The sequence below is a fragment of the Anabaena sp. AL93 genome, from assembly GCF_001672085.1.
GTDB classification, from domain to species: domain Bacteria; phylum Cyanobacteriota; class Cyanobacteriia; order Cyanobacteriales; family Nostocaceae; genus Dolichospermum; species Dolichospermum heterosporum.
The window spans coordinates 1-23,049 of sequence record NZ_LJOU01000063.1 but is presented as its reverse complement, the minus strand read 5'-3'; the positions used below and the strand labels follow the sequence as shown (position 1 = coordinate 23,049).

The window sequence follows — 23,049 nt, the reverse complement described above, 5'->3', positions numbered from 1 at the left end:
CAAATTTTTTATACTATTTGCGGACAAAATTGTAGCCTGTAAGTGCTTGAGTATCTGGTTGTATTTGAACTAACACAGCCTTACTGATGCGATCGCCCCATGATAAAAATTTGATTGTCCCTGTCACACCTGAAAAAGCAAAGTTATGACTTAAAGCTTGTTGAATACCTATTCTAGTATTACCATTTTTTTCCATAGCAATAGCTACTGTTTTAGTAGCATCAAAAGCCGTAGCTGTCCGCCAAGTAATTAAAATTTGTTCACCCCAAATCCGATTAGCACTTTTGACAAATTCTTTATTTTCTAAATCATTAATTTGCCAAGGAACTGCCATTACCATACCATTAAATGCTTGACCAGCAGCCAGAGTTTTTTGAGTTTCTAAACTATGATTTCCTAATAATAATAACTTACCTTGATTACTTTCAGCTAATTGGATAGCTTGATTAATTCTGTCAACTTGAGGATTAAGCAGAATAGTATTGACATTTTGCTCAATTGCTTTTTGAATAATCTGTTCAGCTTGAAAGTTTTCAGCAGCAAAATCACAATGAATATCGCTTATTAACTCCAATTTTTTGTTATTAATAGCATGAATAAAAGCCTGAAAAAAAGATTGATCTGTTGCTTGAGAATCTCTACAAATAACTATCTTATTTTTTTGATTATTTTTAGCATATTCAGCCAGAGTTTCGGCAATAATATTAGAACTAATTACAGTTCTATAAATATAATTACCATGAGTCTGATCTTGACGATCTGTTAATTTTGTAGAGGTACTAGTTGGGGAAATCATCACCAACTTTCCGGCTTGATATATATCAGCAGCGGGTACAGTAGCATCACTACTATTATGACCAATAATAGCTAAAATATCATGATTTTTTACAAATATTTGAGCGATTTTTTGAGCTATTTCTGGATTATTATCATCATTAGCAATTTGGATTTGTAAAAACTTACTATTCACCCCACCATCATTATTTATCTCTTGTTGAGCTTGTGCGACTCCTCTGAGGATTTCTTGTGCTATGGGAGGATTACTACTGATAGGTACAGCTACACCAATTTTAATTACTTCTTTATTCCCAATTTTCGCATTTTCTAAATATATTCTCGCTTCTGGATCATTAGGATATTCCCGTAAATAGTTATTAAAGTTTCTAATTGCTTGATTGTAATTTTTCCACCAAAATGCTTTGATAGCTGCTTCTTTATCTAAATTTTTTGGAGAATTAAATAATATTTTCTCACCATAGCTCAACCGATTTCGCAATTTTATTTCCTGGAAACTCAGCCATGAAATAGTACCAATTATTAATAATAACATCGTAGCTATAACTGACTGTAAAGCTATCTTTTGCAAATTCCGAGGTTTGGGATATTTGAGTAATGCTGCGGCTGGATTTTGAAAAATTACAGGTATCCAAGAGGCACAAGGATATTGATTTTCTAGTTCTTCCTGTAACCGCACACGCGCTTGGTGTACAGAAGTATATAAAGATTCACCAGATGCAAAAACTGTGAGAAAATATTCTAGAAAATGTTGAGCGACAATATCAGGAATAGGTTCTCGCATCACAATTGTATAAGGTATGCGTAAATCAGCTAAATTACGCGCTAATCCTAAACCATCACAAGAATTAAAAATTGCTAACTTCAATCCTTTTTTTACAGCATATCCCAGAGCGTGACGCAACTCTAAAAGTGATAAACTTTCATTGTCATTAATTTGAATTTCTCCCCAACTATCACCTTCTTGACTGCAACTATGTCCAGCAAAAAATAAAATATCCCAAGGTTGATACCATAATTTATTAACAAGTTCTTGACGGGATGGTTGCAGCAAAGGTTCAATAATTGCCCCTGGTAATTTTGCTGTCAATGCTTGTAAATCTGGTTGAATATCAATCCCTTGACTATTACCTAAAATAGCCAGAATTTTTACCGGACTTTTTAATTGAATTTTTGATGGTTCATACTCGGAACTAATGACAACTTCAGGTTGAATATGACTGGTATGAAATATTTACCACAAATGCCAAGGAAGTCTTCTTAAAAGTGAATCTTGTGTTTGTACAATAAATCTGACATTATGCCAATCACCGATTTTTTGTAAAAATTGCCGTTCTAATTTTCTCACAGATGGTTGATTTAACCAATTATTAAAACTAGACTGGAATTTTTTAGCAGCAGTATCACAAATCTCTGTAGTAGATACATTGGTAATTTGAGTTTGAGGTACAGTGATTAACCAATTACCAGGCAATTGATAATAAGCTGATTGCCATTCATAATAAGTTTGAGGAATTTCTAAATCTGGTGGAAACCTGCCAGAAATTTCTGCGAAATGGGGTTTACCGTCTTCCCCAATTCTGATTTTTACAGGAAATCCTTTTTCAAAACTACCTTCTCCAATCTCGAATATAATCAGCTTACCCACTGGTTTTTACCCTAATTGATTTGTCTAGTTAAATGACAAACTTTTTATAATAGTTCATGTAGGTTGGGTTGAACAACGTGTTCGCGTAGCGTGCCGTAGGCATAACCCAACATTTTTGCGAATTGCTTGGGTTTCGCAAAGCCTCAACCCAACCTACAACTAATTGATTTGTCTAGTTAAATGACAAATTTTTCTGTAATAGTTGCATTATTTAGAATAACCCGAATTTGGAATTTTTCACCCAATTCAGCACAAAATTTTAATTGAATGTAATTATCTCCTTGTTCTCTGGCTTCAACTTCTAAAAATGACTGTCCATTTTCATATAATCCCGCTAATTTTAAACCTGTCGGTAAGTAAAATTGATTTCCCATTGGATATACCCGCAAAAGCACCGCAAAAGTTTTATCTTGTTTGGGTAATATAGCCACCATTAAAGCTACAGGTTTACCTGATAACTGCATTCCTAAATCCATAATTCGTCTAGCAGTAATAACAGGATGATTTGGTGTAATTGTCCATAAAATCTCTGCTAGAGTCCAACGAATTTCTTCATCATTTGTAGTTTGTAAAAGATGAACAAGAATATCCGTTACTTCTACATCTGAATTTTGTAATAATGTTGATGGCAAGATTTTTTCCCAACTCTGATGAGGATATAATTGTTCAACAACTTGCCAAACTTTTTTGGATGTATCTATTTCAAATCCACGCACTTTTGCAGAACGAAAGGCTAATTGCGAAGTTTTTTGTAAAGCTAATTCCTCAACATTTTGCCATTGAGATGTATATATTCCCTCTAACCATTGTCTTAATTGTACACCCGAAGATTGATGATAATGTTCTAGGAAAAGTTCTAATGGTTGTAACTGTTCTAGTTTAATTTCTGTTGTCGTAACTTGGGGTAAAAATCCTCTGATTTTGGCTTCTTGGCAGGTTTGATTAATTTCTACTACCACATAACCAAAACGATGATGCCAAACTTCAGGAGGAATATAACAAATCTGATCTCCTGTTCTGATATATCTACATTCTAAATGTCCAATTCCAGTTAATAATAAATCTGCTACATTTCCAGCTATTCTTCCCCAATAATCCCAACTATGACTAGCTTCTAATGTAGTAGAAATATCTAACATTTGCAAGTAGTTATTCACAACTTGTACAGCTAAAGTATTCAGATATACGAGTTTTGCTTTTTCTGGATTTGGTTGTTCTTGGGCAAATTGTAAAGCTGTATCTCGGAACTTTGCCGAAATAGGAATAGAAATGCTTTGTTGTTCAGTAGGATAATTCATAATTTATATATCAAAGTAACCTTCGCTATCAAAATAAGCTTGGGATTTACCAAAATTGAGCAGACGGGGAAAACATTGACGTTGATAGAAATTGCTAAGAGTTGCTACAGGTATACCAAACTCTACAGATAAATCTAGCCAAGATTTTTCTGGTGGTAAACGACGAGTAATTAAAATGTAACTATTAACATCTGGACGATTTCGGATATGAATACGTTTTAGTTGTGAAGAATTTGTTTTTAACCATTCTTGAATTTCATTTAATATTGGTCTTGGTTCTGTAGGTGCAGGAATTAAATTTGCAGGATCTAGTTGATCATTTTCTTCTAAGAGAAAATCGAATTTACTTTTTTGTTCATAATAACTAATCCGTTTATCTTGTAAACGATAACTGAAGTAATTGTTAATCCAAGTAATAACGCTACTTTTATCAGGATTATAAGGTTCTTTTGCGCTAGTAGCTTCACAAAGATTACGGCAAAAATACCACCAAGTTTCCTGTAAAGCTTCTTCGGCATCAGGTATACCTGCACCACGCAATAATTTACCTGTTTTTTGAATTAGTAAAATAATCTGATTTAATCCTTTTTGACGGGCAAGACTACCAGTAGGATGTTGACAGGTTTCTTGAATAAGTTGGAGGATTTTTGCTTCTAATTCATCCATTTGATTAGGTTAGTTTGATTTTGATAGATAATACCATTATTTTTATTTTGTTATCTGAATATTTATGATTTTAATTAAATCGAGAGTAGATTGATATTCAGCTATTCTCCCTTGTTGTTGAAATAGTTCAGATGCTTTTTGCAAATCGGTAATAGCTCTTTTCATATTTCCCAATTTATTGTGGACAAGACCTCGTTTGTAGTATATTAGGGCATCATTAGGATTTAGACGTAGGGCTTGGTTGAAATCTTCAATTGCCCCTGTAAAATCTCCCAATTTACGACGGGCAGCACCCCGATTGATGTAGGCTAATGCAAAATTAGGATTAAGACGCAATGCTTGGTTATAATCTTCAATTGCCCCTGTAAAATCTCCCGATTCATAGCGAGCAAAACCTCGATTATTATAGGCTTCGGCATCATTAGGATCAAGAACCAATGCTTGGTTAAAATCCGTAATTGCCCCTTTCACATCTCCCAATTCATAGCGGGCAATACCCCGATTAATATAGGCTAATGCAAAATTGGGATCAAGACGTAATGCTTGGTTAGAATCTTGAATTGCCCCTTTTAAATCTCCCGATTCACGGCGGGTATCACTTCGACTCGTGTAGGCTATTACATAGTTAGGATTAAGACGAAGGGCTTGGTTAAAATCCTCAATTGCTCCTTTTAAATCTCCCAATAGAGACTGGGAGCGACCTCGGTTATTATAAGCTTCTGCAAAGTTAGGATTAAGACGAAGAGCTTGGTTAAAATCCTCAATTGCCCCTTTTAAATCTCTTGATCTAGCGCGAGCAATACCTCGGTTATTATAGGCTTCTACATAGTTAGGATTAAGACGCAGGGCTTGGTTTAAATCTTCAATCGCCCCTTTCAAATCTCCTGATTGAAATTGGACTCCACTTCGCTTGAAGTAAAATTCTGCATCTTGAGGATTAACTTGAACTAACAGTGATCTTGATTCTCTTCCTGACTCTAAAATATTCGGCACATTTTGAGCATCAACTTTAGAGCTATATAATATTGCTCCTAGTACAAAAACCAAACTTGTTAATTTTGATATTTTCATCCGATTTTACCCTTTTTATTCAAAGTATATAGTTTTGCAATCAAATTGCTAAGGTTTCTTTTTGGGAAGCTGAAGATGGGAGACATTTTACTTTTCTTTACACAATTTGGTTTTATTATGTTGACCTACTTATTTTTCCCCATTCGTTTAGTCAAAATATTCAGAAAAGAGATTCTTCTCATCAATAGTTTCTTCATATTTTCCTTTTCTCTGCGTCCTTTGCGCCTCTGCGTGAGATAAAAATCAATAGTCTTGAAAACGATTAACCGCCACCACAACCACCGTCACCGCAACCACCTCCGCAACCTCCACCACCACAACCACCTCCGCAACCTCCACCACCACAACCTCCATCACCGCCGCCACTACTTCCACCACCACCGCTACTACCAGATGTGAAGATCACGAAGATTACAGAACCAGCTACTATCAAAAAAAACCAAAATCCTAGAGAATTTTCAGAACTTTGAGAACTTTGGGAATTAGTATTATTCGAGGCTAATAAAACCTGAGAATTGGTGAAAATTAATGTCAAAGTAAACAAAAATGCTAGATAAACTCTCTGAGGAATAAAACGAGAAATATCTATCTCAGGAAACTTTAAGATTGGTTTTGGTAAAATCCAATTTTTATGAGTATCTACACGCTGAAAATTAGCATCCAAATCAAAACGAATATGAGGGGCTGGCCAAATATCTACAGGTGGATTTTCTCCAAAAAAGATTTTGTAAGTATCTACAGTATTCACATACCAATGATTAAATTTATGATATTCCTTATTACCACCGCGAGTCGGACCATGATCTAATGGTTTACCTAATATTTCACAAAAATCATCCCAATAAGATTGAGTATATGTTAAATGTAAATGCCAAACTTGATCTACTTGATCAGAAGGTGTAACTGGATGACCTGCAAAAACAGCAATAACAGCAAATTTTTTATATTCATCAATTACCCGCTGAGTATATTCAAATGTCCAGTTATTTTCCCTTGCTAATCTTTGACTAAAAGAGAAAGCAACATTTTCTTCATCTAAAGAAAACTCTTGAAGACGTTGATATAATTCTGCTTGTTGAAGATTCATAGATGTTAAGAATTAACTTTTGGTTCTATGAGTTCTTCTGTGAATGTAGAGTAATATTATCTATATCGTTACAAAACTTTACAATTACAAATCAAGTCCTCAAGCTAAAAGGTGGAGAAACCCCACCCCTAGCTTGATTTAGGACTTACACAGAAATTATTTTCAACTCCCATTCCTCTCTAACCTCTGTGTCCTCTGTGTCCTCTGCGGTTCGTAATTCCTATGATTGGATTTTTCTAAGCAGGTTTCCATGTACCGTGAAAACTGTGGGGGATAACGCTGGGTAATCCCAGTTTACAAACAGGTTCTGCATTTAACCTATCACTCGCAAATACCCAAAGTTCGCTACTATGAGTATTACCATCATAAACCACAGTTAACACCCAACCTTGTTCAGAGTTTTGCGGATTTTGCACATAAATAGGTTCGGAAGGATAGCGATTTTCTCCTATGTTTGCTTGTGTTAAAGTTCCAGTTTTGTGATCAAAACGAGCAATACTATTTAAAATCTCCTTACCAACATCTGTTCCTGGTTGGAATCCTGACATATAGGTATAGCGAGAAAATTGACCAACATTTTGGGGAGGAACACTCGGAAATTCACAATGTTGATTTGAAAGGGTTTCAATTTTAATCACTTTTCCAGTTAAAGGATTAAGTTGAACTTGTGAAAATGTACTTTTGGCAATTGTGTGAGTTTCTCCCGTAGCTACTTCCCGAAGATATTCATTAGTTTGAAAATCTTCATAACGGGCAATATCCACAATTACTGCACCACTAGCATCTACATAACCATTAGCAAAATGCCACTGAAACCAAGATTCAGTTTCTCCTCGACTGACTAAAGATAAACTTTCTCTATCAATCACTATAATCTGAGTTCCTAATTCAGGATGCCATTCTAGGGAATCACTATAACTCCTTATCCCTAACAAAACAGGCCAAAGATTTAACTTCACTGGCGAAATAAAAAAGATTAGATACTGTCCTGCTAAAACAAAATCATGTATGAGTGGTACACCTTCTAATTGATATGTTTCTGTGCGGATAATTTTGCCCGTAGAGTCACTTTTATAAACATTAAGTGTGGCATTTAATCCAGGAGTTACACCAAAATTAAAAATTTCCCCTGTATTTGCATCCCGCTTATAATGGGCAGAATAACTTAATCCCTTAGTTAAACTGCCTAAATCATCTTCACCACAAGTTTCTAAAGTTTGCAAATCTAAAGCATAAGGTTTACCACCTTCCCACAATGCCAAAAGTTTATTAGGTAATGCCAAAACTGAAGTATTCGCCGCATTTTTCACAGGTTTTATCCATTGATTCCAGATAATTCCTGGTGCAGTCATGCCATAATTACCATAAAGCAATTTACCCGCAGCAGTTTCTTCTTGATAACCTGTAGTTTGCACATAGCGATAAACTGCAAATGTTTCTGCATTGGTAAAATTAACAGCCAGAATTGCTCCATCTCCATCAAACCAATGTCCCACTGGCATACCATTTCGTTCTAGTCGTGCTGGTCCATTCCGGTACAGTGTACCCCGTAAACCATCGGGGATTGTACCTGCGAGAATAGGTAATTGAGTGGCAGAAAATTCTGTTGCTGGTTGAGATATTGCTCTAGACCATGCTTTTTTAGTTGACTTTTGATCAATTTGTTGCATATAGGATTTATTCTGTGAATAATAGGTTGTTGTCTCATGCTAATCGAATTTACCCTCGCTAATTTTAAAAGTTACAGCACAGGCCACTTACCTTTGGGGTCTTTGACTGTTTTAATAGGTGCAAACGCCGCAGGTAAAAGTAACGCTTTGGAAGGTTTGCGATTTTTGTCATGGCTTGCACAAGGGCAAAAACTTTCTAGTATTCAATATGCTGTGAATAGTGCCGAGGCAGTGGTGCGTGGTAGAGTAAATGATTTATGCTATCATGGGCAGTCAAGTTTTACCATCGGTTGCCGATTAGATTTACCTGAATGGAATGAATTAAATATAACTCTGAACGTGCGTGATGGGGAACTACACATCAGTAGTGAACGAATTACTGACTCAATCAATACAGTTTCCTTGTATGAATTAGATCAACCTTCTCAGGGAATAAATACTGATGTTAGTGTGGCCTATAACAACTTTACAAGGGGTCAAAACAAGCCAAGAATAACTTGTAGTGATCAAATGGCTATATTCGTGCAATTAGATAGCCCTGCGCGTTTTGATATCAAATATGAAAAGTCCCAAAAGATAATTCCTGAGATTGCCCGCGAATATCAACGAGTTTTAAATAATATCTTATTTTTAGATCCTGTTCCTGCCAGGATGCGTGAATATAGCTTTAAGTCTGATAAAAGATTATATGAAGATGGTAAAAATCTTTCTAGCGTTTTATATCGTTTATGGGAAAACCAGCCTGAAAATGAACAGATAATTCTCAATTTCATCCAGAGTTTACCAGAACAGGCTATAGATGGACTAAATTTCCTGACTGGTCCCAGGGATGAAGTTATGGTGCGACTAAGAGAAACTTTTGGTGATCAACCTCGCTATTGTGACGCTGCATTATTATCAGATGGTACATTACGAGTGTTAGCGATCGCAGCAATTATGCTATCGGCTACCGAAGGAAGTTTAGTAGTCAACAAAGAAAGAATCTATCGAGAATTTTTAGGAATTGAACCTCCTAAAGATTTTGAAGAAGGGGGTTTAAAATAATTTATATAAATAAGAGATGTAAAATGCAGAATATACGATTTACTTTTGTTGACCTTTTTGCTGGAATTGGTGGATTTAAAATGGCATTAAGCAAGAATGGTGGTCATTGTCTAGGTTTTAGTGAAATAAATCAAGATGCAATCAATACGTATTGTGAAAACTTTCAAATTGATCCTAGTTCTAACTTAGGAGATATTACCAAAATTAAAGAATTACCACCTCACGATTTATTAACTGCTGGAGTTCCTTGTCAAAGCTGGTCAATTGCAGGTAAAAATCTCGGTTTTGATGATGATAGAGGTCAGTTATGGAACGATACAATTTATTTACTTCAACAATCCAAACCAAAAGCATTTATTTTTGAAAATGTCAAAGGATTGGTTGATCCTCGGAATAAAAAGGCTTTATCTTATATTTTAGAAAGAATTGAACAAGCAGGCTATCATGCCAACTATTTTGTTATTAACTCCTTTGATTATGGTGTACCCCAAAATAGGATTCGCATATATATAATTGGATTTCAGGAAAAAGAGTATTTCCAAAAATTCAACTTACCAAAACCAACAGATAAAAAACTAAAACTTAGCGATATATTAGGTATTCTACCACAACAAAAAATAGATAATAAGATTGTTGAGAGAGACATATTTGGCAATATTGTTGAATCTAAAAGTATGAGTCTTTCAAGTACCAACGGATTCAATGATTACTTTTTATTTAATGACTTGAGAAATGGTCATACAACAATACATTCCTGGGACATTATTGAAACTACTCAACGACAGAAAGATATTTGTTTATTATTACTTAAAAACAGACGCAAAAGTAATTATGGTGCATTAGACGGAAACCCTTTATCATTAGAACATTTTCAAAACCTAGATTCATCAATTACACAAGCAGAAATTGATGAACTGGTACAATTGGAAATTTTCAAATCAGAAGAATATCGTTTTATTCTTAAACAGGATAATATTCAAGACTTGACAAAGGATGAAGAGATTCTACTTTCATTTACCAATAATACAGAAAATACAGAAATAATAATTGACAGCTTAAAAAGTCAGAAAGTGTTTAAATTAGAAAAGATGTCAATTAAAAAAATAATAGAGTCTCTCAAACAAAAAGATATTATTGAGTGTACCGAAATTCGCTATGATTTTAAAAACACGAAAATAAGCACAGGATTATTTGGTGTAAGTCGGATCTTTTTACCAAGTTCTGACATTTTCCCAACTCTAGTTGCCAGCGACACAAATGATTTTATCACTTTAAAGACAATTGAAGCACTAAATCATCATGATTTTAAAAATAAATTTATAAAAGAAGTTTACGAATCAAGAGAATTTAGAAAAATTACTAAAAGCGAGGCTTGTTTAATACAGGGATTTCCTCAAGATTTTAAATTACCAGAGTCAAGACCAAGATGGATGAAACTAATTGGAAATAGTGTTTCAGTTCCCGTAATTGATAAATTGTGCAAAGCTATTGTTGAAACTGGTGTCTTTGAAAATTAAGATAAGTCAAGCAACCCCATAAAAACCCCATTATGTTCACTGAAACTACCTTCACAAATTGGATAACTTGCCCTCAACCCAATCCCCATGCCAAAGTACGCCTATTTTGCTTTGCTTATGCCGGTGGTAGTGCTACGATTTTTCGGACATGGGCTGATGATTTACCAGCAACTATTGAATTATGCCCCATAGAAATTCCCGGAAGAGGTAAACAAATCAAATCACCTCCATACACAAAAATTCAACCTTTAGTTCCAGCAATAGCTACCAATATCATCCCCTATCTAGATAAACCCTATGCTTTCATCGGTTACAGTATGGGTGCATTAATTAGTTTTGAGTTAATTAGGCGACTGCGCTCTGAATATAATTTTCACCCTTTACATCTTTTTGTTGCTGCTCATCAAGCCCCACAATTATCTGCTGAAAAACCGCCAATTTCTCAATTACCAGATACCGATTTTTTAGCCAAAATATCCCAATTGAATGGAACTCCCCAAGAAGTGCTAAACAATGCCGACTTGATGCAGATATTTTTACCGATTATCCGCGCTGATTTTACAGTTTTGGAATCCTATATTTATACTCCCCAACCTCCTTTAGATTGTCCTATTACTGCTTTCGGTGGTTTACAAGACCCAAGAGTTAGTTATACTGCCATTGCTGCATGGGAAAAACAAACTGTCGCCCCTTTTTTATTACAAATGATAGATGGTGATCATTTTTTTATCAACAATGCTAAGACTACTTTACTTAACCATCTAATTCAATCCCTCCAATCCTATTTCTAATTTATCTTCTAAAACATGAAAAATATACCTAGTGATGGGGGAATCATTACCGAATCTATACTATTCAAAATAATTGAGGATTTATATAGTACGGTTATCACGACGATCATATCTATAAAACCGAACTGTAATCAATTGATTTTCTGGTGCTACTATTTAATTGGGAAGCTAAAGATTAAGCTTCAAGAAGTTAAAGGTTAGAAGTTTTACCAGTAGTATTATTGTTTACCAAGTCAGAAGCTTAAGATTCAGTCTCACCAAATCAGAAAGTCCAATAGTGAATTTTTGAGGAGATAGATATGACACTTGTACGTTGGAATCCTTTACGGGAAATAGAACGCTGGGAACCATTCCCTGAAATGGGTATTATCCGTCAGCAAATGGATCGTTTGTTTGAGCAATTATTACCACCCGACGGAGGGGAAAAAATAGGATTGACTTTTATTCCTCCTGCCGAAATTGCGGAAACCGATAGTGATTTGAAGTTGAAAGTCGAAATACCAGGCTTGGATGCGAAGGATCTTAATGTTGAGGTCACTCCTGAGTCGGTTTCTATTAGCGGCGAGCGCAAATCGGAAACAACAACAGAAGCGGAAGGCATGACTCGCTCAGAGTTTCGTTATGGCAAGTTCCAACGGATAATCGCCTTGCCTGCGGTCGTGGATAATGAGAAGGTCGTAGCAGAATATAAGAATGGAATTCTCCATTTGACCATTCCTAAAGCCGAATCGGAAAAACACAGGGCTGTGAAGGTTAGTCTCGGCTAATGGTTTTTGGTTGAAATGAAGTAGTAAGGGTCAGTAACCCAGCCCTAAAGGGACTGGGCTTGCAAGAGTAATCAAGCAAGCCGTACTGACCAGACCACCCTGAGAGACTTGCCCTTCGACTTCGTTCAGGGCAAGTCTCTTGGGGTAGCCGTTATTTGAGTCACGACACCTCGGAAGGCGTAGCCCCTTCGGGGTTCAGCAGTCGCTCGTGGGGGAAACCCCCAAGACCGCGCTGCTTCACTAGTTCCCCGCTCTGTCATTTGCAATCACTTCATCCTTCATTTTTTTGTGGCAAGTGGGAGGGATAATAATTCATGATTAATGGTTTATATTCTAAAAATATGTTTCTAATTACATAGTTAATTCTCAAGATAGATGCTAAAGAGCATTTTTATATTTATGAGTTATGGGGACAAAAATCTAGCCTATATCCTTTTCTTACTTTTATGTAAGATATGAGCAAATATATCTCAGTCGCTGTTAATATATCGGAAATAGCAGTTTGTATCTTTGACCTAGATAGGAGGTTTCAATTTTTGAGAAAACTTCTACAAAAACACACACTGATACAGTTTCATTTGCTTGAATAGCTATATAAAGAGGATTGAGATTGGCAATTATTAATTATGGCAACCAAAGTAATTGATGTTAGAGAATATACTGTCCGAGCGCACAAAAGACTGATTCATACACGAGTTTTCCACTTTGTTTGTAAAGAATGTAATCAGGCTACAAAGCGGGAAACTTTCGGAACTCGCCCTTTATATTGTGAAAGTTGTCGTCCTCCCCAACCTCCTAAAAAATCACTCCAGGTATCTACACCAAGCAAACCTAGAGCCATGACTTACACCAGCAATATAGATTTAGGTTGAGTGAATTGCTATGAATTCTCCAGGACAATTACAAGCACCACCCGAAGTATTTATTACGCCATTGTTGGAATTACGAGATTACTATGGGAGTCTCGCCCAAAAGTACCAACGTCTATTCATAGAGGCGCGATCGCAATTAGATAATGTAGAATCCTTGTTATCTACATGGTCTTATACTGATGACAACGAACAAGTTGAGGCTGACGAAGAAGATTCATTATTGTTGTTGTCTTCCAATCACAGTTCCAATCTGGAATATTTGCAGCCTCTAGAGTCAGAAATTCCTAAATCAGACCCTTTCAAGGTCGACCATTCCCTCTCTGAAGTTAAAGACTCAAACAATCTTTCCTATCAGCGTCGTCACTATGTTGGTAAGGGGGAAGATGTTCCCATGCTCTCTCACTATGAAAATATGACTCGCATGGAAGCACTCAAAAAGCTATTGGGAGAATATGTGGGAACTGTCTGTCACATAGATTTTATCGTGCGATCGCTCTATGGTGATTTAGAGTCTACTATTTTCAAAGTCGTTAAAGGTAGAGTCCAATCATCTCTGACCCAAGGGAGGGAAAGTGGTTATTGGTCAGCGATTCCCAATGAACCGGGCTGTTATACCCTAGATCTAAACTCACTAGGTCCAATTCAAGGTAGGGGAATATCTAAGGGGATCAAATCCACCAAAACCAACAAACATTTCCTCAGACCCCAAACGAAAGTAGTACCGATGTTGGCACAATTTGATGGTCAATTTTTAATTGATGCTCTGACCTTATTTCTAGAACAAAATGCGGGACGAATTTTCAATGTGAATGAGATAGTCAATGGCATTTATGGACATCTAGACCCAGAGGAAGTCAGAGAGGTTAAAAATAAGGTTCTCAATGAACTATCTAGGGGTCATCGCACAGGCCGATTTGTCAGAGTTCCTCACCAAATCGGTCTATATACTTGGGATATGAATATGATCGCCAAAAAATAACACAAAAAAGGTGCGTTACAACTTGTGAACGCACCTGATTAAAAATGGAGAGGGGGGGATTCGAACCCCCGAAGGGATATAATCCCTTAACAGATTAGCAATCTGCCGCTTTCGACCACTCAGCCACCTCTCCAGTTCATGAGTAATAATCGTAGCAGAAGTTTTTGAGTCTGTCAATAGTCATTTTCCAAATAAATTCAATGACCAATGACCGGGAATTTTAGATTTTAGATTTTAGATTTTAGATTAAAAAAAGTTGGTACAGGACTTAGTCCTCTACTAACGGAAAAATCATAAATCCCAAACCCAAGATTTTCGAGCTTCTACACTTTAGGGTGGAGTCAATCCAAAATCCAAAATCGTCAATCCAAAATTGCCTGACCAATGACCAATCTATAAAACTTGCGATCGCATCCAAGCTGCTGGCAAGGTGCGTAACTTTTTCCATTGGGGAACATAAGCTCGCTGACTGAACACATCATAATCATTGCGCTCAATCACCTCTAAAATCTGCTCATATAGCATAGATGCAGACCAAACAGGCCACCGAGCATCAGCAGCCAGGTAACTAATACCCTTATCTGCTTGGATGTAAAACTTACGGGCGCGGTCAATTTGAAACCGCATGAGTGAACGCCAGCGGTCATCCACTACGCCGCGAATACATTCTTCCTCGGTGTAATTAAATTTGGCTAAATCTTCTAGGGGAAGATAGATTCTGCCTCGACGGGCATCTTCACCAACATCACGGAGAATATTGGTAAGTTGATTAGCAATCCCCAAGGCGATCGCCTCTTCTATAGGAAGATAGGGCTGTTGGTTTTGATGCCAAGGGGCTGTATAGATACTATTATCTATCCCCATAATCGTCGTTGACATCAAACCCACAGTTCCCGCTACTCGGTAGCAGTAGAGGTATAAGTCCTCAAAAGTTGCATAGCGACTGCGATACAAGTCCATCCGCTGACCGGCGATCATATCCCGAAAGGGTTGAATGTCTAGCGGAAAGCGTTGGAGGGTATCTACTAACGCTACATCATAATTATCCAATGGGCATCCCGCAAAAATGGATTCCAGTTGATTTTCCCATAGTTCTAGGGTTTCTGGGGTGGTGATAGCAGATGCCGGACCATCCACTAACTCATCTGTACGGCGACACCAGGCATAAATTGCCCAGACAGATTGACGCTTGGCCAAACTCATCAGCATTGTACCTAAATAAAAAGTTTTAGCGTACTTAGCCGTGAGTTCCCGGCAAAGGGTATATGACTCATCTAGAGAGACCAGCGTTTTCATGCGCGGGGGGGAATCAGGCAGTTGCAGCATTCGTGGCGGGCGGTCGTGTTGGCGTTTGCAGGTTAGAGGAATTTGCTACCGTCAGCGCTTGAAATATCGCCTGCGCTGTTAGTTTACCAGAAAGTACAGCCCCTTCCATACTGGCGAGATAGCGTTGCATTGTATAATCCCCAGTCAGATAGAAGTTAGAAATGGGGGTTTGCTGTGAAGGGCGGTACTGTTGGCGACCTGGAGTAGCTTTGTAAACTGAACGCGGTGTTTTCACCACATGATATTTCAGTATTTTAGTCGGATTATCTCCCCCAAAGTGCTGGGGAAAAAGTTTTTCTAACTCAGTAATAGTTGCAGCAACGATTTCTGCATCGGATTTAGATATCCACTCTTTGGCTGGCGCTAGAACCAATTCCAACATGGAACGGTCAGGATTGGCATATTCACGGCAAGTATTACTCATATCAGCATAAACGCTGAGGAGTGGAGAACGGGAAAATAGCAGATGATCAATATCTGTTAATTTGCGATCAAACCAGATATGAACATTAATCACTGGTACACCTTCCAAACCCTCCAATTTTTGGAAAAACTCCATTGCTTTCCAAGAACTTGGCAAAATCGGCTTTAAAGGATCAACTGGCAGAGCAGATACATAGGTATCCGCTGTAAATATTTCATCTTCTGCCCCGTTTAAGCCCCGCAGCAGGAATCCTTTTACAGTTCCATCCTCATTGAGTAAAATCTCTTTCAATGGCGCATTCAGGCGCACCTCGCCACCGCGTTCAGTGATGTGGTCAATGATTGGCTGACACAACCTTTCTGTGGGTGAACCGTCCAGGAAAGCCATTTTTGAGCCGGTTTTCTCTTGGAGAAAGCGATTCAATGCCGTTAAGAGGACGGTGGCGGAAATTTCGTCTGGATCAATGAAGTTCAAGGCTTTAGACATAGCAATGAATACTTCTTTTTCTACTCTGGGGGGAACGTTTTGTTTTTGTAACCACTCCCGGAAAGAATATTTGTCCATTTCTTCGACATACTTTTGCCCCTGGAGAATGGCAGGTAGTAAACCAATCCCAAAACTGATTTTCTCCGGCCAGGTCAGCATATCGTTGTTTCTCAGAATTGCCACCATACCATTGATAGGTGCTGGCAAATCTGGAAAATCGAATCGGCTATAAGTCCCCGGAGCTTCAGGCTGATTGAAGATCATTGTGTGTTCTTTCCACTGCAATCGATCTTCAATGTTCAATTCTTTGAATAACTGCAACATATTGGGATAAGCCCCAAAAAAAATGTGCAGTCCTGTTTCGTACCAGTCACCATCAGCATCTTTCCACGCAGCCACTTTTCCTCCTACTACGTCTCGGCGTTCCAAAACGATAGGTGTGTGACCTAGATCGGTAAGATATTTTGCACAGGAAAGTCCTGCTAGACCCGCTCCCGCGATTGCTACGCGCATTTAAACCTACTATTCTTCAATATTTCTTAACTGTTTTGTCGTTCTCATTATACGTTGCAATCCTTTACATTTGGCACGGTAGGTCTGATTGCTTCCCAAAAAATTCCCCAAATTTCCCCCCGACTATGTAATTTACCTTAATCTTCGCTCCAGGAATAAACCCGAAATTTTTTCTGTGATAAATATTTAGTGTAGTTTAGGACTCATTTTGAATTAGTGTATATTTTTGCTTAACTGCCTATCATCAATACAAAAAATGGCTTCCTTACTCAGTGTTTATACGTGAAAAACGTATGTCTAACAGTAAAGTAAGTAGCAAATAAAAATTGTATTCATAAGCAAAAATAATCGAAATATTAGTAATACTTCAAAACTAGATTTAAAACTTTTATTTATTTAAATCTCCATTACGGTATATGATGATCCCGGACAGTTTAATCATAATTAAATCTGAAAACGCATAGAAATTATGTAATTCCAAAAAAAATTTGTTCTTTGTTTAATAGAACTTTTTTCTATTCAACCTGGAGATTATTTCTCTAGGAATTGTGCATCTATCTGGAGAATAACTAAACTATGATATCAATGGGAATACTATGGGTGAGATCCTTTACAGGTGGGGCTTTGGCGTTGACAGCAAATTTACCACTGGGTTTAATAGCTGCATTTTCTCCAATCCAACTTCCAGCCAACTTAATTAAGCCGCAACCCCAATTTCTGACGATCGCTCAACAACATAAAAATGCTTGGCAAAAAACCTTAATATCAAAAACTGCTTTCACATTTGACTGGATAAATAGGCAATTATCATCCTACAGAAATAAGTCTATCGCTGTACCTTCAATAACCTTGAAGCCAAAAGAAACGCGATTTTGTTCCTCTGTGCCAGAAAATATAGCTGCACAACCTCACTTGAAAAATGCTACTAACTTTTTACCAATAGTTACACAAGTTAGTATTCCCAAGGTAGATTTATCATCTTCTACTGTTGTGCGATCGCTCCAAAGTTTCTTTAATGTCATCCGCAATCCAGTCGATCCAAATGGAAGTTATGATTACTCACCAGTATTGATTGTTAAGCGGAATCCATCCAGTTATGAAGTATGGGTTAATAACAGTTTTGTTGCCAGACTACCTGATCGAATTACAGCCAAAGCATTACAAAAACGCTTGCAGCAATTAACAAAAATGCCTGCTGTACAACCTACACAATTACAACCAGGCTTAGTAGATAAAACTCCTTCCATGATGGTAGGTAATCGGTTACTATTTGCAATAGATCAAAAACTCTCTCAGCAAATTGGTCGCAGCGGTGATATTTTGGCAATGGAATGGACTAATAATTTGCGAATAGCACTCCATACCAAACCACTGACATTGGTACAAGGACAAATGGAAATGTATGGATTACAGTCCTCAACCACAAAACTTTCTGGTATAGCTTCTTGGTATGGTGGCTATTTTCACGGTCGCTTAACCGCAAATGGTGAGATATATGATCAAGATGATTTTACTGTTGCCCATCGGACTCTACCTTTTAATACCTTCTTAAAAGTCACCAATTTAGAAAACAATAAATCCGTGATTGTCCGCGTTAATGATCGTGGTCCGTATATTTTACCCAGAAGCCTGGATTTATCTCGAACAGCGGCTCGTTGTCTCGGTAGTGAACATACTGGAGTCGTAGCTTATCAGGCTGTGATTTTACAACAAAATTTCCCAACAATGACCTTGAAACCATCTCAACCAAAAACTGAAAATATGGCTAATGCTAAAAGCGAGTTATTAGTTTACAATTTTTAGGGAACACCAAAAAATAAATTACCCAATTTTGTGGGATGGGCATCCTGCCCGTCCTTGATGATTAGCAGGCAATTCCTCCCGCACCACAAGAAATTTTTGGGTATTTTTTTAATTGGAAGTCCCTTAGTGGCAGGATCAGGGCTGTTTCATTCTAAAGTTTGACATTTTATGTATTCACAACAGCTTATCGCGGGTCGTGTGGAAACCACTTGGCTTCAGACAGTGGAGGAAATGGAGGAAACACGCCACGAGTGGTTTTAACCACCGTGAAAAATGATAAAATTAAACTGTGAGTAGGAATAATCATCTACGTTTTGAAGTGTTTTGTAAGGAGCAACCCCTGATTTACCTCGTACCTGCACTGCAACTCTGGGTAAACAAGTAATGGGAAAACATGGAGCGTACCGAACTGGCTTGTGATGAACTCGGAAAGCATTAATTGAATCCTAAGTAAGCGCAATTGCAATACTTCTCGTGCTAGTAGTTGTTTTGAGCGTCTAGGGGGATATTTGACTATCCCTTTTAAGTTAAATCTTAGAGAATCTGCGTGTCTTCAGACCGCAGAGTGTCAAGAGAATGCGTCATTTTAGGCTTCAGGGATTCTAAGCTGTTACGCAGCTAAATTTGATAACCATAATTTACTTGAACTTTGTAGTGCGGGCATCTTGCCCGCTAGAATTATACAAACTAAATGCACAACAGCTTATCTCAAGACGGCTGAAAATACCTAAATTTGTTGCTTAAATCTAGAATGAAATAACCCTGCTGGAAGGATAAAGTAGAAAAGGCTTTATCCTTTATTGATATCAAACTAATTATGTCAATATCCCAACTATCACAAAGCTTTGGTAATCATCTAATTCTGGGTATTTCCGGGACAAGTTTAAATGATGATGATAAACGGGCGTTAAATGAACTAAAACCCATTGGTGTCATCTTTTTTGCCAAAAACTTTCTTGACGGTGTAAAATATCCAGTTTGGTTAGAACAGTTTAAAAACCTCATTGATGAAGTTCGCCAATATACTGAGCGTGACTTCATATTTACTACTTTAGATCATGAAGGTGGGCGGGTTGTGCGGACACCTTTACCAATTACCCGCTTTCCTCAAGCTTATTTATTGCAGTCCCATGCTTATGAAGTTGCCAAAGCCACAGCACTAGAATTAAAATCTCTGGGAATTAATCTTTCCTGGTCCCCAGTTGCCGATATTTTCTCTAATCCCCAAAACCCGATTATTGGCGCTCGTGCGTTTGGAATTACACCAGAAACCACTAGTGAAGCCGTGGGAGAATATTACCGAGGATTACGGGAAGAAGGGATTTTAGGTGCTGCTAAACACTTTCCTGGACACGGAGACACTAGCACAGATTCCCATTTGGAATTACCAATCTTAAATTTGAGTCGGGAAGATTTGCGAAATCGGGAATTGATACCTTTTCAAACATTAATTCAGTCACAAATTCCGTTAATTATGACGGCGCATATTTTGTTTCCACAAATTGATCCAGAAGTACCAGCAACTTTATCTAAAATCATTTTGAATGATATTTTACGAGAAGAGTTAGATTTCCAAGGTGTGATAGTTTCTGATGATTTAGATATGAAAGCTGTATCTGATATCTTTATGCAATCAGGAACGATTGCGCGGGCTTTTCATGCTGGTTGTGATTTATTTATAGTTTCTCGAAATATCAATTCCTCTTCTTTAGAACGAACATATAAAATAGCTGAAGATTTCTCTGCTAGTTTGAATAATGGTACTTTGGATGTAGGAGTGGTGGAAGCTGCGCGGGAGAGGGTGGAAAAGTTATTACAGGTAACTCCTCAATATCCAGTTTCAACCCTTGATAAGGAGACGCTGCTGAAAAATGCGGAATTGGCTATTAGTTGTTGTTTGTAAGGGAACATTGGTGTCAACTTAAGCTACAGATGGCTTATTTGTTGGCTTCCACACCCACCCATGAATTTCAGGGCTAATAACCAAAGTAAACTTTAGTTTACTCAAAAATTTCTAGGTTATTTAGTCATCTTCAGATGACTTCTGCTATGAGACTGGGAATTCATTCCCAGGCGGGTTATGGGTTTTACCTAAAGCTCCAATTATACTGAAAACGGTTCATAGTTTAACCAAATATGAAACCCCTCTCCAAACCTCTCCCCGCACCCCTCCCTGACCCTCCCCTACAAGGGAGGGAAAAGGAGCAGCTTTTATAATTGGAGAGGCTTTGAACTTGTTCTTTGTATGATAAAAAAGTCCAGCTTCTAGCCGTTTTGAGTATAATTAAACTATACCCCATCCATCTTGAAAACTTGGGTTTTCGCCATAGAAAAACTATAGGTTTCAACTTAGAGGGGGGTTAAATGTATATACAAGTGGTGGTTCACATTCTACTCCCTATCTACTTAACTGGTTGCAGTTTTGTGACCTTGAGTTTAAATTTACCTACCCCAGTTTCTCCAAAAGAGCGAACCCGCACAATGTAAGTTCCTGATTCTGTAATGCGGGTAAATAATAGAGAATTACTTGTACCATCAGGAGCATCATCATTTTCTCCTGCTGTTGAACCATTAGGGGCTAATAGTGTAATCATACTGTCAAAGTTTTCCGATGACAAATCAATAGATAAATTATCACCCTGATTTAATTTAATTGAATAATCACGAGCAAATCCTCCTTGACCTGTGGGAATATCTTTGTTTGATAGGGTATCAGAAATTTCCGTCAAATTAGTTAATGGAATAGGGCTATATAACTTATTTTGTGCTGAGGCTGTTTTGATCCATATTCCCATTGTTAGTAATGTGATAGGAATAATTAAAATTTGCCTTAAACCTACTGCAAAAATCTTTTTCATAAATAAAAATACTGTTCCCTCAAATATCGGGTAACTAATCTAATATAGCTTTATTTTTATTTATTTGTCGTGGCAACAGCAGCCACACCCAAGACTGTAATTTGATGTTGTTCAAATGTCTTGACAGCAGCTTTAACAGTGGCACCAGTAGTATAAATATCATCTACTAATAATATTGGTATATGGGGACGACGACGCAAATCTTTACCAAGGACAAAAGCATCTGCTAAGTTCTCTTGTCTTTGGACTGGGGACAAATTAAATAGGGCTTCAGTTTCCTTAATGCGTTCTAAAGCATGGACTTTCAATTTGTATCCCGTCACATTACAAAAACCTGCCGCTATTAATGCAGCTTGATTAAAACCGCGTTGTTTTTGTTTTTTGGGGTGCATAGGAATAGGAACAACTAAAACCTGTTGTTGTGGTTGAGGTGAATGTAATAACCATGATTCCCCTAACCATTCTCCTAAAACATAACCAATTTGTGGTTGATTTTCATATTTTAGGGCAGCGATCGCCCTTTTAACAGCACCACCATAATTTCCCCACACAAATATGGGTAATGGTTGCTTCCATAAATAAGCGGGATTTTGCTTATGACAACTTTGGATTTGCTGAATACAATATGGACAAAGTTCCTTCTGCGTAGAACGTTGACACAACGGACAAGAAGATTTAAGAAAAAGATTAAGTAAATTTTGAAATATCTTGATCATAGATATTTTACATAAACGCGATCGCATCTGCTGGTTTCTACACCTGTTGTTGGTAGATAACCATTACTCTCATAAAGTTTAACAGCTTCAGTTAAAATACTGGCAGTTTCAATCCAAATTTGCTCAAATCCCCGCAAAGCAATAGCTATTTCCAATTGTTGTAATAAATATTTTCCTAATCCTAAACCGCGCACTCTTGGTAACAGATACATTTTTCTAATTTCTACAGCTTTTTCCCCACGATTGATGGGGTAATATGCGGCAGTTCCGACAATCTGACTTTGGTGTTCAACTACCCAAAATTCTCCACCGGTTGCTAAATAATATATTTCTATTTGTAATACATCCTTGTCTGCTTCTTCCGGCTGCCAAGGTAAACCGTATTCTGATAATATAGAACTAATAACTGTAGCAGCCAAAGTAAGGTCATCTTTTTGCCAACTACGAATAATAAAATCTTGGTAAAAATACATCTTTCTGTGAAATTGATGATTTTTGTGATTATTTATTCAAGCCGATACTAAAACTGCTTGTATAAATGATAAAAAACCCATCTCCATTGTTTCATAGAGAAGGGTTTTTTAGTTGAATAATAAACCTGGCATCGAGCTATTTTCACGTGGGGCTACCCCCAAACTATCGTCGCCGCAGCAGCGTTTCACCTCTGAGTTCGGGAAGGGATCAGTGTGGTTCCACCGCGCCATAGACACCAGGAAAG

General features: G+C 37.4%; 20 protein-coding genes, 1 tRNA gene and 1 rRNA gene. 8 read left to right on the top strand and 14 right to left on the bottom strand.

The genetic code is table 11. The features are described 5' to 3' along the window. Positions 1-13 precede the first annotated feature (13 nt). The 7 genes from AN486_RS16700 to AN486_RS16670 form a co-directional block, all read right to left on the bottom strand. A complete protein-coding gene (locus AN486_RS16700; protein ID WP_290601662.1) occupies positions 14-1,885 on the bottom strand; it encodes an ABC transporter substrate-binding protein in 1,872 nt (623 codons plus the stop codon). A 144-nt stretch (positions 1,886-2,029) separates the two neighbouring features. After that, the gene (locus AN486_RS16695; RefSeq protein WP_290601660.1) at positions 2,030-2,443 is read right to left on the bottom strand and encodes a hypothetical protein; all 414 of its coding nucleotides are present in this window, start codon (positions 2,441-2,443) and stop codon (positions 2,030-2,032) included. 176 nt (positions 2,444-2,619) lie between these two features. After that, entirely contained in the window at positions 2,620-3,741 is a 1,122-nt protein-coding gene (locus AN486_RS16690) for a DUF1822 family protein (protein WP_168635092.1), read from the bottom strand. A 3-nt stretch (positions 3,742-3,744) separates the two neighbouring features. Beyond that, positions 3,745-4,407, bottom strand: coding sequence for a sigma-70 family RNA polymerase sigma factor (locus tag AN486_RS16685; protein WP_290601657.1), 663 nt, complete (start codon positions 4,405-4,407; stop codon positions 3,745-3,747). Positions 4,408-4,449: 42 nt separating this feature from the next. After that, entirely contained in the window at positions 4,450-5,478 is a 1,029-nt protein-coding gene (locus AN486_RS16680) for a tetratricopeptide repeat protein (protein WP_290601655.1), read from the bottom strand. A gap of 262 nt (positions 5,479-5,740) precedes the next feature. Then, a complete protein-coding gene (locus AN486_RS16675) occupies positions 5,741-6,565 on the bottom strand; it encodes a hypothetical protein (protein ID WP_168635090.1) in 825 nt (274 codons plus the stop codon). Positions 6,566-6,801: 236 nt separating this feature from the next. Then, positions 6,802-8,235: a carotenoid oxygenase family protein gene (locus AN486_RS16670; RefSeq protein WP_290601652.1), complete on the bottom strand. Its 1,434-nt coding sequence runs from the start codon at positions 8,233-8,235 to the stop codon at positions 6,802-6,804. A 36-nt stretch (positions 8,236-8,271) separates the two neighbouring features. On the opposite strand from AN486_RS16670, the gene AN486_RS16665 reads away from it, so the two are divergent. From AN486_RS16665 to AN486_RS16640, 6 genes are all read left to right on the top strand, one after another. Next, complete coding sequence (locus AN486_RS16665) at positions 8,272-9,279, top strand: AAA family ATPase (RefSeq protein WP_234413295.1); 1,008 nt, start codon at positions 8,272-8,274, stop codon at positions 9,277-9,279. A gap of 23 nt (positions 9,280-9,302) precedes the next feature. After that, the gene (locus tag AN486_RS16660; protein WP_290601650.1) at positions 9,303-10,796 is read left to right on the top strand and encodes a DNA (cytosine-5-)-methyltransferase; all 1,494 of its coding nucleotides are present in this window, start codon (positions 9,303-9,305) and stop codon (positions 10,794-10,796) included. 32 nt (positions 10,797-10,828) lie between these two features. Continuing rightward, positions 10,829-11,587 (top strand): thioesterase II family protein, encoded by a 759-nt coding sequence (locus AN486_RS16655; RefSeq protein WP_290601648.1) that lies wholly within the window; start codon positions 10,829-10,831, stop codon positions 11,585-11,587. A gap of 299 nt (positions 11,588-11,886) precedes the next feature. Continuing rightward, on the top strand, positions 11,887-12,354 hold the full coding sequence (locus AN486_RS16650) for an Hsp20/alpha crystallin family protein (RefSeq protein ID WP_027402602.1): 468 nt from the start codon (positions 11,887-11,889) through the stop codon (positions 12,352-12,354). Between the two features lie 626 nt (positions 12,355-12,980). Next, positions 12,981-13,226 carry a hypothetical protein gene (locus AN486_RS16645; protein ID WP_035082434.1) on the top strand — a complete coding sequence of 82 codons (246 nt, stop codon included), beginning with the start codon at positions 12,981-12,983 and terminating at the stop codon, positions 13,224-13,226. A gap of 10 nt (positions 13,227-13,236) precedes the next feature. Then, the gene (locus AN486_RS16640) at positions 13,237-14,205 is read left to right on the top strand and encodes a hypothetical protein (protein WP_290601645.1); all 969 of its coding nucleotides are present in this window, start codon (positions 13,237-13,239) and stop codon (positions 14,203-14,205) included. A gap of 45 nt (positions 14,206-14,250) precedes the next feature. Here the strand turns inward: AN486_RS16640 and AN486_RS16635 are convergent. The 3 genes from AN486_RS16635 to pds all read right to left on the bottom strand — a co-directional run bounded on the left by AN486_RS16635 (position 14,251) and on the right by pds (position 16,954). Beyond that, positions 14,251-14,338, bottom strand: a tRNA-Ser gene (locus tag AN486_RS16635). A gap of 260 nt (positions 14,339-14,598) precedes the next feature. Then, positions 14,599-15,531 carry a 15-cis-phytoene synthase CrtB gene (gene crtB / locus AN486_RS16630; RefSeq protein WP_290601643.1) on the bottom strand — a complete coding sequence of 311 codons (933 nt, stop codon included), beginning with the start codon at positions 15,529-15,531 and terminating at the stop codon, positions 14,599-14,601. Then, entirely contained in the window at positions 15,515-16,954 is a 1,440-nt protein-coding gene (gene pds, locus AN486_RS16625; protein ID WP_053538062.1) for a 15-cis-phytoene desaturase, read from the bottom strand. Before pds ends, crtB begins: the two co-directional genes overlap by 17 nt. A gap of 576 nt (positions 16,955-17,530) precedes the next feature. Between pds and AN486_RS16620 the strand changes: the two genes are divergently transcribed. Both AN486_RS16620 and nagZ read left to right on the top strand, forming a co-directional pair. Continuing rightward, positions 17,531-18,757: a septal ring lytic transglycosylase RlpA family protein gene (locus tag AN486_RS16620; RefSeq protein ID WP_290601641.1), complete on the top strand. Its 1,227-nt coding sequence runs from the start codon at positions 17,531-17,533 to the stop codon at positions 18,755-18,757. 817 nt (positions 18,758-19,574) lie between these two features. Next, the gene (nagZ, locus tag AN486_RS16615) at positions 19,575-20,660 is read left to right on the top strand and encodes a beta-N-acetylhexosaminidase (RefSeq protein WP_168635083.1); all 1,086 of its coding nucleotides are present in this window, start codon (positions 19,575-19,577) and stop codon (positions 20,658-20,660) included. A gap of 499 nt (positions 20,661-21,159) precedes the next feature. Here nagZ and AN486_RS16610 read toward each other — a convergent pair whose 3' ends face one another. From AN486_RS16610 to rrf, 4 genes are all read right to left on the bottom strand, one after another. After that, positions 21,160-21,615, bottom strand: coding sequence for a PPC domain-containing protein (locus tag AN486_RS16610; RefSeq protein WP_027402609.1), 456 nt, complete (start codon positions 21,613-21,615; stop codon positions 21,160-21,162). Positions 21,616-21,671: 56 nt separating this feature from the next. Beyond that, positions 21,672-22,331, bottom strand: coding sequence for a ComF family protein (locus tag AN486_RS16605; RefSeq protein ID WP_053538059.1), 660 nt, complete (start codon positions 22,329-22,331; stop codon positions 21,672-21,674). After that, on the bottom strand, positions 22,328-22,804 hold the full coding sequence (locus AN486_RS16600) for a GNAT family N-acetyltransferase (protein WP_053538058.1): 477 nt from the start codon (positions 22,802-22,804) through the stop codon (positions 22,328-22,330). The genes AN486_RS16605 and AN486_RS16600 overlap by 4 nt, the downstream gene beginning before the upstream one ends. 123 nt (positions 22,805-22,927) lie before the next feature. After that, positions 22,928-23,045 (bottom strand): 5S ribosomal RNA (rrf, locus tag AN486_RS16595). Between the last annotated feature and the right edge of the window lie 4 nt (positions 23,046-23,049).

What these genes read in the sequence shown, in the direction of transcription:
- AN486_RS16655 (WP_290601648.1), top strand. Translation starts at nt 10,829, where the DNA reads ATGTTCACTGAAACTACCTTCACAAATTGGATAACTTGCCCTCAACCC.
- AN486_RS16680 (WP_290601655.1), bottom strand. Translation starts at nt 5,478, where the DNA reads ATGAAAATATCAAAATTAACAAGTTTGGTTTTTGTACTAGGAGCAATA.
- pds (WP_053538062.1), bottom strand. Translation starts at nt 16,954, where the DNA reads ATGCGCGTAGCAATCGCGGGAGCGGGTCTAGCAGGACTTTCCTGTGCA.
- AN486_RS16660 (WP_290601650.1), top strand. Translation starts at nt 9,303, where the DNA reads ATGCAGAATATACGATTTACTTTTGTTGACCTTTTTGCTGGAATTGGT.
- AN486_RS16640 (WP_290601645.1), top strand. Translation starts at nt 13,237, where the DNA reads ATGAATTCTCCAGGACAATTACAAGCACCACCCGAAGTATTTATTACG.
- AN486_RS16690 (WP_168635092.1), bottom strand. Translation starts at nt 3,741, where the DNA reads ATGAATTATCCTACTGAACAACAAAGCATTTCTATTCCTATTTCGGCA.
- AN486_RS16650 (WP_027402602.1), top strand. Translation starts at nt 11,887, where the DNA reads ATGACACTTGTACGTTGGAATCCTTTACGGGAAATAGAACGCTGGGAA.
- AN486_RS16620 (WP_290601641.1), top strand. Translation starts at nt 17,531, where the DNA reads ATGATATCAATGGGAATACTATGGGTGAGATCCTTTACAGGTGGGGCT.
- AN486_RS16645 (WP_035082434.1), top strand. Translation starts at nt 12,981, where the DNA reads ATGGCAACCAAAGTAATTGATGTTAGAGAATATACTGTCCGAGCGCAC.
- AN486_RS16605 (WP_053538059.1), bottom strand. Translation starts at nt 22,331, where the DNA reads ATGATCAAGATATTTCAAAATTTACTTAATCTTTTTCTTAAATCTTCT.
- crtB (WP_290601643.1), bottom strand. Translation starts at nt 15,531, where the DNA reads ATGCTGCAACTGCCTGATTCCCCCCCGCGCATGAAAACGCTGGTCTCT.
- AN486_RS16675 (WP_168635090.1), bottom strand. Translation starts at nt 6,565, where the DNA reads ATGAATCTTCAACAAGCAGAATTATATCAACGTCTTCAAGAGTTTTCT.
- AN486_RS16610 (WP_027402609.1), bottom strand. Translation starts at nt 21,615, where the DNA reads ATGAAAAAGATTTTTGCAGTAGGTTTAAGGCAAATTTTAATTATTCCT.
- AN486_RS16600 (WP_053538058.1), bottom strand. Translation starts at nt 22,804, where the DNA reads ATGTATTTTTACCAAGATTTTATTATTCGTAGTTGGCAAAAAGATGAC.
- AN486_RS16665 (WP_234413295.1), top strand. Translation starts at nt 8,272, where the DNA reads ATGCTAATCGAATTTACCCTCGCTAATTTTAAAAGTTACAGCACAGGC.
- AN486_RS16670 (WP_290601652.1), bottom strand. Translation starts at nt 8,235, where the DNA reads ATGCAACAAATTGATCAAAAGTCAACTAAAAAAGCATGGTCTAGAGCA.
- nagZ (WP_168635083.1), top strand. Translation starts at nt 19,575, where the DNA reads ATGTCAATATCCCAACTATCACAAAGCTTTGGTAATCATCTAATTCTG.
- AN486_RS16685 (WP_290601657.1), bottom strand. Translation starts at nt 4,407, where the DNA reads ATGGATGAATTAGAAGCAAAAATCCTCCAACTTATTCAAGAAACCTGT.